The sequence below is a fragment of the Paenarthrobacter sp. NPDC056912 genome, from assembly GCF_042786555.1.
Lineage (GTDB): Bacteria > Actinomycetota > Actinomycetes > Actinomycetales > Micrococcaceae > Arthrobacter.
On the sequence record NZ_JBHUCD010000037.1, the window covers coordinates 1 to 10,611 of the forward strand.

4 protein-coding genes and 1 pseudogene are annotated in these 10,611 nt (G+C 58.9%); 3 read left to right on the top strand and 2 right to left on the bottom strand.

Annotated features, from left to right (window positions below):
* Nucleotides 1-975: 975 nt before the first annotated feature.
* Nucleotides 976-1,752, bottom strand: a complete 777-nt coding sequence (bla, locus tag ACFRJ9_RS23720; protein WP_377673317.1) for a class A beta-lactamase — start codon at nt 1,750-1,752, stop codon at nt 976-978.
* Nucleotides 1,753-3,462: 1,710 nt separating this feature from the next.
* Nucleotides 3,463-3,567: pseudogene (locus ACFRJ9_RS23725) on the bottom strand (transposase); the annotation flags it as partial.
* 419 nt (nt 3,568-3,986) lie between these two features.
* Here ACFRJ9_RS23725 and ACFRJ9_RS23730 point away from each other — a divergent pair.
* The 3 genes from ACFRJ9_RS23730 (at nt 3,987) to ACFRJ9_RS23740 (ending at nt 6,832) form a co-directional block, all read left to right on the top strand.
* Complete coding sequence (locus tag ACFRJ9_RS23730) at nt 3,987-4,931, top strand: ABC transporter ATP-binding protein (RefSeq protein WP_377673320.1); 945 nt, start codon at nt 3,987-3,989, stop codon at nt 4,929-4,931.
* A 2-nt stretch (nt 4,932-4,933) separates the two neighbouring features.
* Nucleotides 4,934-5,779 (top strand): ABC transporter permease, encoded by an 846-nt coding sequence (locus ACFRJ9_RS23735; protein WP_377673323.1) that lies wholly within the window; start codon nt 4,934-4,936, stop codon nt 5,777-5,779.
* Between the two features lie 600 nt (nt 5,780-6,379).
* Complete coding sequence (locus ACFRJ9_RS23740; protein WP_377673326.1) at nt 6,380-6,832, top strand: 6,7-dimethyl-8-ribityllumazine synthase; 453 nt, start codon at nt 6,380-6,382, stop codon at nt 6,830-6,832.
* Nucleotides 6,833-10,611 lie beyond the last annotated feature (3,779 nt).

Sequence of the window (10,611 nt, forward strand, 5' to 3'; positions counted from 1 at the left end):
CCAACGCCGTCGCCGCACTCCACGGCAGAGCCAAGAAAGGTCTGCGGCTGGCCTATCTTCAACACACCACCACCGCCCTCTGAACCTTGCGCCCCTATTTCTGGAAGTCGGCCCCCACCATCGGCGCATTGCCGGCGGTGGGGCCTAGGCTGCCAGCGTTCTGGTGGGTTTTTGCCTGGTTGAAACCGATGCCCGGGAGTCGCCATCCTTACCGACGCCGCACGGACCGTGCCGCATACCTGCTACCTCACCGCATTTGCCGCCGTGAAGGAGCCGCTCCGCGCGTCCCAATCGCAAAGGCGCTGCAGGCAAACACCACAACAAAGCCGTCATCGCGCTGGCCCGACCCCGCTTTGACGAAGAAAATGATAGGGGTACCCTAGCGTGGCTTCTTCCGGGGCGAACTACCACTTGAGGCAAGTGGTTGCCGTGGCCGACTGACTTGACGATCCACCGCTGGCACGGGAAACGTGTGTCCGTAACTTGGATCAGCGGATGCCGGCCTTTGCGCCGCGGAGCCGGCGCGGCGCAGATTCTCTTCGAGATAAGTCGTCGACCACGGGTTGCTATTTGTTCTCGCTGCCGGAGATAGACCCAACGCAAGCTGGTTGGCGTCATGAGGTCGTGGTTGTCTCTCGTTCGAGTCCCGGCGGACAGTGCAGCCTTCCAGGCCTACACGCAGGCGTCTCCGGCGCAACGCTTGGTCTTGTCCCATGCCGTAGCTGGCTAGGCAAGGACTCGCTGACACATCCTTTACGCAACGGACCCAAACGCATGTCGGGCGGTCCGGGTGATTGGGCCGGGGCCAGAGGTCCATCGAGGATGTTCAGCGCTGCCGCTTGCATGGAGAATCCTTGGGCGCCGTCGCTGGACCACGCGACAGGTTGGTTGCGCTCCAGAGCCCACTCGGTACCAAGAATTCGGGTAGAGGAGTTCTCTAGCTCGACCCCGTCTGCTGCTGTTGGTCACGGTAGGCTATTTCAGTTCTTTGATGGCTTCCTGGGTCGCAGCGGCGATTAGCGCATCGTCGTATTTGGCGTCTTTTGTAGTTTTGCTGGACATGACCGCGAGAACGATGGGCTCGCCCTTATCGGGCCAGATGACCGCGATGTCGTTTCTGGTTCCATAGCTACCCGCCCCGGTTTTGTCTCCGACGGTCCACTCGGCCGGGACGCCTGCTTTGATGAGTTTCGCTCCGGTGGTATTGCCCTTGAGCCAGGTGGTCAGGAGTTCTTGTTTGTCCATGGGTAGGCTGTCGCCGAGGGCATATTTGTAGAGGTCGGTTCCGATAGCTTTGGGTGTGGTGGTATCGCGGATGTCATCGGGCATGGCTTCGTTGAGGTCAGGTTCGATGCGGTCGACGTGGGTGGTGTTGTCCCCAAGTGCCATGAGTGCTTTCTGAAGACCTGCGGGGCCGTCGAGGTGTTTGAACATGAGGTTCGCCGCGGTGTTGTCGCTGTACTGCAGCGCCGCTGCTATCACCTCGCGCAGGGGTATGCCTTCCTCGACGTGGTTCTCGGTGATGGGTGAGTAGGCAACGAGGTCTTCTTTTCTATATTTGATGACTTGGTCGAGCTCTCGTGAGCTGGCTTTGACCAGAATGGCACTGGCGAGTAGTGCTTTTGAAGTTGACGCGTATGCGAACCGTTCATCCGGTCGATATGTGACCGTCTTACCGGTCCCGGTGTCGACCGCGTACACGCCCAGCCGGGCATCGTACTGGCTCTCTAATTGGGAGAATGCCGTCGACACTGCGGGCGGCGTTGACGTGGCTGACGCGGCCGCCGATAGCTGGGGAGCCGTAGAACATCCTGTCAGGACCGCTGCTACGGTCACTAGACCCGCGGTAATTGGGAAAATTGGCGTTGGACGAGTTTTGGGCATGCGTTGGTCTCCGCTTCATGGTGAAAGGGGGCGCGCGTCGATTAATTTAGCGCCACGTATAACAAGAAGAAGTAGTGGGGTTGATCCTGACGCGAAGCCCGGTTCAAATGGCACATAGAACTACACTTGGCATGGTGGATGTCCCCCCTGGTCATGTGTGTCAAATGCGTTTCACACTGATCTGACGTGACCATGGATGTGAAATCTGCTCCTGCGGTTATTTACACGCACGACTTCATGGGCAGTCAGCGCACCTTGATTCAGCTTCAGACATCCCGGCCCCGCCTTGCACCATTCCGCGTGGTGGCTACGCCGGAACGAGGAAGACTGAGGCGTCGTCATTTCTTCACGGTACCTCGCTATTCATATCCGACTGGGCCCAGCCCGTTCATGCACGCTGAACGTTGGTCTCCACCGGCCGGGTCCTGACACTGATTCCGCAGGTGATCTGCTCTAGCAGCAGGCCCTTGCTGAAGGAGTCACACGCGCCGTTGCGGCACGCTGGGGGTGCCGCAACGGCGCCTGTCATACCCAACAAATCCAAACGGTCCGGAGCCTCCTGTCCCCCGCATAGGGCCACCACGACAGGCGAGCGGATCCGGCTTTACACAAACAGACAAACCCAAGTTTCGCCCCCGACGGTTGAGTTGTAGGTGTGGTTCGGAAACACTCCGGGGCTCGGTTTATCGTTATGGTCGCCATCAAGCTGCCAAGCCACAGCGAGCAGGACCGCATGCGAGTCCTCACCAACGAGCCCTCCTGACAGTGACTCTGAATCAAAGGATCAAGGTGGGCGTCAGCGCACACACTGCTTCAAAATTCCGCCTGGAATCGGCGCAGTCTTCCGTGCACTCACGTCGCTCGAACGGCCCTTATGGATCCCAGCTTCACCACATTGAGAAACACGACGACCTAATGCTGGCAGCAGCTGACTGCTGGCGACCCGGAATCGCATTCACGCCAGATCAACCCTACGGCGAGCTCTGCGAACGGGCGAAGTACGGAGGATCGCTGTCTGCCGCCATGGACTCAGTCCCCTTGCGGGCTTTCGAAAGCCGGAAGGGAGTGCGGCCGCCCACATGGGGGCGTGGACGACCGCACTGTCCGTCGGTCTTAGTCCGCGGACAAACACGTCCTCGCTCCGGGGGGCGCGGTCGGACGCATTTCCTTTGGGGCAGACATGAATTTCCGCCCCTGATGGTGACGGGTCCGCGCCCAGACTGGTGCGGACCCAACACCCCACTAGGACCGGCTCACTGCAGGCCGGCCCTGTGTGGGCTGTCAGGGAGTATTAGCCGGCCGTCGGCCATTCATGACGCATTACAAGCGGAACTCCACAAGAATTTCAGCGGACTGAGGCTCAGGGCGTGGGACCTTGCGGCGACTGTTATTGGGCGGGTCACCAGGGCGTCGGCCGGGAGTTCATGTAAGCGTCCGAGCATTCCACTTGAGCGTTTGCAGGACCCGGGAACGCCCAGTGCAAGAATTCGACTTCACGGAATCCGCCAATAATGATCTCGCAGAGAGCGTTGCCGCGAGCCAGAACGTCGTTCCTTCCCCGCCATCACCGGCCCACTACCCAAGGACCTCCCGCTCCCCACTGATGGTGACGCCAATGGCCACGTAGATGGGCCGGTTAGTGACCTGCCCATCACGGACTTTGACGTGGATCGCGTCGATGAACGTCGTTGGTCAGCTGGTTCAACAGCCCTCCCGGGCCAACCACCTCCACCCCTGTTCCTTGGTCCGGGACAGGAGCTGCTGCGTCAACTCTTGCTGATCCACCTCAGTGGACCTGGGATCAATGGTGTCGCTCATGATCAGTCCTCCCCGCCAGGCAAGCCCGGCGTGTCAGGCCAACCCCGGATCCACCGACACGGGTGACACCAATCGCAATGGGCCGCTGGGGTCCGTCACCAAATCATGGTGCCGGGCTACTAGGTGAAGGCATTGGTCCGGGGGTGCAGTCCGTTCGGATGAATGCCCAGGGTGTGGGTTCATCCCTGGTCCGAGATCTTGATGAGTTGGCGGGGTTAGCGTCCGTACAACCGTCAGGAGAGCCACTTGCCCGCGCATGAATACAGATGAAGAGGTAACTGTTCTTGATTGAAGCAAAAGGCCTGACCAAGGTCTACGGCGAGAAGACCGCCGTCGGCGGTGTCAGTTTCACTGTCCAGGCCGGACGGGTGACGGGCTTCCTTGGCCCGAACGGCGCCGGCAAGTCCACCACCATGCGCATGATCATGGGGTTGGATGCTCCCACTTCCGGTTCGGTGACCGTGAACGGTGTGCCTTTCGCCCAGCACAAGGCACCGCTGCGTGAAATCGGTGCCCTGCTGGACGCCAAGGCCGTCCACACCAGCCGCACCGCCTACAACCATTTGCTGGCCATGGCAGCGACGCACAGCATCCCCAAGAGCCGGGTCCTTGAAGTCATCGAGATGACTGGCCTGGGCGACGTCGCGAAGAAGAAGGTCAAAGGATTTTCGCTCGGAATGGGTCAGCGCCTCGGCATCGCCGCTGCGCTGCTGGGCGATCCTCAGACCATCATCCTGGACGAGCCGGTCAACGGTCTGGACCCCGAGGGGGTGATCTGGGTCCGCCACCTGGCCAGGCAGCTGGCCTCCGAGGGCCGCACGGTGTTCCTGTCCAGCCACCTCATGAGTGAAATGGCTTTGACGGCAGACCACCTGATCGTGATCGGCCGCGGCAAGATCATCGCCGACGCTCCCATCGCGGAGATCATTACCGGCAAGGGGCATGCACGGACCCGCGTCCGCACGGACCAGCCGGAGAGGCTCATGCAGCTGCTGGCAGGCACGGGAGTGTCCGTGGAAGTCCACGAGCGCGAACTCCTGGAGGTTTCGGGGGTCGATCCCCGCGGAATCGCCCGGACTGCCTTGGACAACCAGGTCATGGTTTACGAGCTGACGCCGCTCCAGGCAAGCCTTGAAGAGGCCTACATGGAACTCACCAAGGACGAGGTCGAATACCACTCGCACATCACCACCGGGGCTTCGGTTCCCGCCCAGGCCGGAGGGAAATAGATATGAGCACCACCACTGTGGACCGCAGGTCCATCCGCAACTCGGTCGGTCCCGGACCGGCATTCCATCGCGTCCTGAACTCCGAGTTCATCAAGTTCCGCACCCTGACCTCCACTTTGGTCCTCCTGGCGTCCACCGCGGCGCTCATCATCGGAATCGCCGCCCTGTCAGCCCAAGACGCCGGGGAAATGGCCGCAAACGCAACCCCCGACGCCGCATTACTCAGTGACATGCAGAGCGGGGACCTCGCATACGACGCGCCCACCATGGGGGTTGGGATGGCAGTGCTCATCTTCGGCTCCCTCGGAGTCCTGCTGATGAGTTCCGAATTCACTACCGGCATGGCACGTTCGACGTTCGCGGCCGTTCCCAAGCGGTTCTCGCCGTTCGTGGCCAAGCTCCTCGTGATCACGGTCACCGGGTTCGCGCTGACGGCTACGGCCTCGTACATCGCCGGGCTCGTAACGATCCCGATCCTGGACAGCTACAACATCGCGATGAACCTGGCCAACCCGGCATCCATCCGGCGCCTGCTGGTCTACAGCGCCTACATGGCCGCCATCGCGGGCACCGGCATGGCCTTGGGCACTATCCTGCGTAACGCCGCTGGTGCGATCATGGCCTTGGTTACGCTGATCGCCATAGCACCCGGTTCGCTCAATTTAGTCGGAGGTGACGTGGGCAAAGAAATACTCAAGTACCTCCCCAGCAGCACCCTGAACAGCCTGCTCCCCGTCGAGCATCCGCCCGGCGAGCTCGAAGCCTGGCAAGCCGCCCTCGTCCTCGGCGCGTGGGTCATTATCCCCGCCATCATCGCAATGATCCTCCTCAAAAAACGCGACATCTAAGAACGCCTCGCTTGGCCTACTAAATGGAAGAATGCGCCGTATCTCACAACCCCATACTCTCTGACAAAATCCCGCGTGGCACTGGTCCATGACGATCAAAATTCCCTAATGGGGAATATGCGAGTTTTCGGAGATCAAACAATGGCAGTGCGACCATGCACTAACGCAGCTTGTATCGACGGGTGGGTGTGGAAGCAGATCGGCGAATTCCCGGAACTCTGCCCGGGCCGGCACCTCGAAGACAAGCAAAATTCTGCCCAAGGACTCCAAAATTATGGGAAGAGCCCGCAGCGACTTGTCCGCATTCTCATCCATTTTCGATTGCCGTGGCGGAAACGCTTTCACCCAACGGATGTTTGGTGAAATTCCGAGTTGTCGAGTTGGTGCCCGGCTATTTTCGGCGTCTTAGGGATCCTTTGATATACAGAGCCCATCAGAGGGCAAACCTCCGGAGCAGCGTCACTCTTTCACGACACCGAGCCCCTCATTCCCGACAGGACCCAGCCTGTTCATGCGCATTGAACGTCTATTTCCACCGGCTGGGTCCTGTCATTGAATCCGCCCACTCACTGGACGACTTCCTACACGAAAGGCAAATCGTTGTCACTCAATCCTGCTCCCGCTGTCCGAGTAGCCATTGTGAGCGCCCAATGGCACGCTGATATCGTCGATCTGGCTGTTGATAGCTTCCTGGCTCGACTGAAGGAACTTGGCATTACTGAGGTTGACGTATTCCATGTGTCCGGGGCTTTCGAAATCCCGTTACTCACCCGACGACTTGCAACTTCTGGACGTTACGCCGGAATCGCCACGTCCGCCCTCGTCATCGACGGCGGTATTTACCGTCACGAGTTCGTCGCGCAAAGCGTTGTGGATGCCCTCATGCGGGTGCAGATGGACACGGACGTACCGGTGTTTTCCGGTGTCCTCACTCCTCATCATTTTCACGGACACGACGAACACCGCGACCAGTTCTACCGACAATTCGTGACCAAGGGCCGGGAGCTGGCTGACGCTCTCTCCTCAACAATTGCAGTGCTGGCATCCCTGTAGACACAGGCCGGAATCACCGAGAGCACGGAGGCGATGGTGCCTGTCCACCAAGCCCCACTTTGATGGTGTTGATGCTCCTTGTGTGGCCGATTCACCACTACATTGAACTGCTTGGAAACAGCACCGCCCTCTCGTTTCCGGGGGATAAACTAGCTGGCGATGCCCGCGGCTTCTTGAGGGAGCGCACATCTGAAAGTGGCTATCTTGTCGGTACCGGATTGAACTTATCGCGGCAAGCCGGGCTAGCCATCGACAACCGGAGCTGGCGACACACCTTTCTCCGGGACACACCAATTAAGTGAGCCAGTTGAGCCTGGGAGTGCTCGCCGGCGTCCTGCAGTGGAAGAAGATGCTTCCACTCGCCTGGCTAATTTTGGCTACCGGCCTTGCAGCCGGCGCTGGGTCTTGGCTGCTGCCAATTCCTCAAGTCTTGATCGCACGTTGAGACGCGGATACCTCAGTGCGGGGTCTTAGTGTCTCTGCTGGCTGCCGCGCGAACCGGCCAGAGGGATTCGTTAGCACTGTGATCGATCGACCGACGGGCGCGGCCAACAATGTGAATCGAGCCCCCACTAAGACGGAATTTGGTGGTAATGGTGCGATCCGGCGGTCGACGGCGGCCGCTGGAGCGACCATCTAGCGCGCTAGCCTACGTATGGTTCACCCCGCACGGGCTGGGGAGCGACTTCACTCTGTCCGTCGAGCAGGGGACGTCAAACGGCTCTCTGCAGTGCACCAACATCCGAACGTGCCCGTATGCCAGCTCGTCCGCATCATGATCAACAACAGCACCCAATGTCCGGGATTCCAGGTCTAGCCCGATCTAGCCCTGAACCCGATGGGAGAGCCCCCACTTTCAGCGGTCACGGAACTGCGAATACCGGACAATTAGTTTGCACTGTGGATGATCCTCCACTCGCCCCAAGGGAGCATAAGCGTGGGCGGAGGGAATGCCGATTCGAAGCTGCCAGCGGCCTTCGAACAGACATTCGTTGATACTCCGGCCGGGGAAGTTCGGGGGCGCTGCCGAGTGTTCGCGCGAGCTTAGGCATTGCCTAGAGATGCCAGCCGCGGTTCGAAGCTGCCCGCGCTTTTGTGCGGCAGGTGGCGTTGAATAAGCGGCTGCCCTCGTGTTGGTGGGTGCGTGGCTTGACTCCGGGGGCTGGGCTTGTAGCGTGGGGCTGGGTGTAAGCCCGGGAGTAGGCGGCACTCTCGCTTGATCAGCGGCCTTATGATAATTGAGTTGAATCAAAGTAGGAGTGTCATGGTGATTCCCGGTGGGCGTGCTGGCGGGCTACGTAATGGTCCGCTTGCGGCTGAGGGGGTGTCGAGAAGTGAAGGTCTCACCCGGGGGTGATGGTTCTGAGGCGAATGGGGCTTCACCGTTTAGTCTGATGTCCGAGGCCCAGCGTCGGCGTTTCATGGATGGATACCGCCGTGATAGTGCCCTGAAGGCCGGAGCTAATGAGGCCCAACTAATGGCCTTCCGGGTGCTGGAGAAGAGATTCGACACGCATTTCCCGACCTACGTAGGCAGCCCGGACGGAAGCGTGCATGCGACATACGAACACCCGCGCACAGGAATTGTTAGCGTGCTAGTGGATCCGGATGGGACCGTCCTTATTCGAGAATGAAATTCTTTGCGTATCGACGCCGCGTTGAGGCATACGCCGAATACGCCTCCCCCGAACCTTCCTGATGAGCGTTCCGTCGCTACTGAAACCGGTGCGTCGTATACGTGGAGGGAGCGGGCCAGTATCCCGGCGCACCGGATCGGCGGTGTGGAGCGGTACTTTTGGGCGCCCATCTGCATAAGAGCAACAAAGAGGGACCGTTCTTGAAGGCATTAGGAGTTGATGTATAAACGTGCCTTCGGGAACGGCCAGATCCATGCACGTTAGGACTTCATCCCGTTGGTGACCGCTCGCACTCGCACGATTTCGGCCCATTCTGCGGGCCCTTCGGGGTGCGGCAACGGCGTTCTGTCATGTCTCGTCTTCCCGAGACTCGCAAGGGGTCTGGAGCCCACCGCCTGCCTGAAACGTATGAAGATCACGGGACTCGAAGCTCGCTCGGGCACTCTTTGAATATCCATGATCCTGCGTGAGGCAAATGTGCCGAAGAAGCCCGACGTGCACCCAGAAGTTGATTAAGCGAGGCGGGGTTTCCTCGGCGTGACCGCGTCAGGTGGCGAGCGAACAAACGCTGTTCCGCGGAGAAGTGACGAGTGAAACTCAACGCAGCGAGGAACCCAGTGCCCATAAGAGGGGTGAAGCGCTGTGGAACGGTGGGTTGTGGCGGCGCGGACTAGGCCCTCCGCACGGAATACGCGGGTGCTTTCTCAATGAGACAACGGGAGAAGAGTAACCGTGAGTTACGTCAACTTCCGCAGAAGAGTCAACTCTAATCGATTGGCGCAAAGCGGCGCAGCTCAACTCACGTCACTCAAATTCTGGTGCGTCACAAACTGGTTCCGCCAGTCTCACCCGAACTCTGACCAGGAACGTCATCATTCGTCCCAGGCAAATTTGAGATTTCTTTGCGAGTTCTCCGTCACTAGAGCCAACCTCGCAACTATTTCATGTTGTAACAAGCGAAACCCTGTTACATCCGGCACTCGGGTGGTTGATCGATAAATCATGTTTCGATCGCGTTATCAGAGCGTCCGGGCTTATCCAAAAGTGAAGCACTTTCAGATGCTTCTTGAAATCACCAAGAAAGAAGGAATAATGACAGGTATTAATGCTTCGGGCTGGTTTTCCAACTGGTTTCAGTTCAACATCACTAACAATTTTTACGCCGTCCGCATTGGATAAATAGCGTCCCCTTGATTCGGGAGGCGCCTCGCAATATGTGCGAGGCGCCTTCCGTACCTGGCCCAAGGAGCCTAATAATAGCGTCCGATGGTCGGCCTCATGTTGTCCTAAATATGTGCGGTGAGACGCCTCCGATGGGCAGGCGCTCTTTTGGTCCAGGGCTTAAGCATCCCGGTACCGCGCATAAGCCTTTCGATCAGCTGGCGATCCGCGTGCGGATGAAGTAGAGACGGCGGTGCGCCGAACCCGATTCATGCTGATGGGAAGAACTGAGATGCCGGCCATGCTCAGCTTCTTGCTAAGAGCGTGGGGCTTGGCTGGTGCCCCCCGGGGGTGATTGCCATCATTGCGATTGTTGACATTCACTCCCACAGCGATCTTTCGTGTTGGCCGTCACAGTCGACGCGGTTGCAACTACTTAATGACGGAGCCGTGAGTGTGAAAGTAATTGCCTCTGCTCCTATCTGGAATTCAGGCAACCCTGGTGCGGATTCGCGTCAGCATCGTTTCTCGAGTTTCGATCTCATCTAAAGCTGAGCGCATCATTGCTGCGCGGAGTCACTGAGAGGAGGAAAGCCATGCCAGGATACGTTTGGGTCTGCAGCTGGATTAGTGGTTGTTGTGTTGGTCGCCCCACGCTTAACAATGTGTTTGTTGCAATAATCTAGTTGTAGCCTTTAATAGCAATCAGCCAGGAGGTGCCCTGTCCGGCGAACAGGATAGGGCACTTCCCGTGATCTGGATGTGACCTGGCGCGATGTCTGGCTAAGTCCACCTTGCGTATACGGTTATGCAGAAGAATCAAGCCACTGCCTTTCCTGAGGGCATTTCGTGAGGGGCTGCACCGTTAGGTGACCCCGCATCCATTCACTCTTTCTAAGGACCTGTGGGCATGCTTGTCACCCTTATACGGCGCTATTCCAAGCCGTATTTGCCGCAGATAGTGGCCGTCCTCATCTTTCA

Bases quoted from the DNA above. Each gene is read 5' to 3' on its own strand.
- ACFRJ9_RS23735 (WP_377673323.1), top strand. From the start codon at position 4,934: ATGAGCACCACCACTGTGGACCGCAGGTCCATCCGCAACTCGGTCGGT.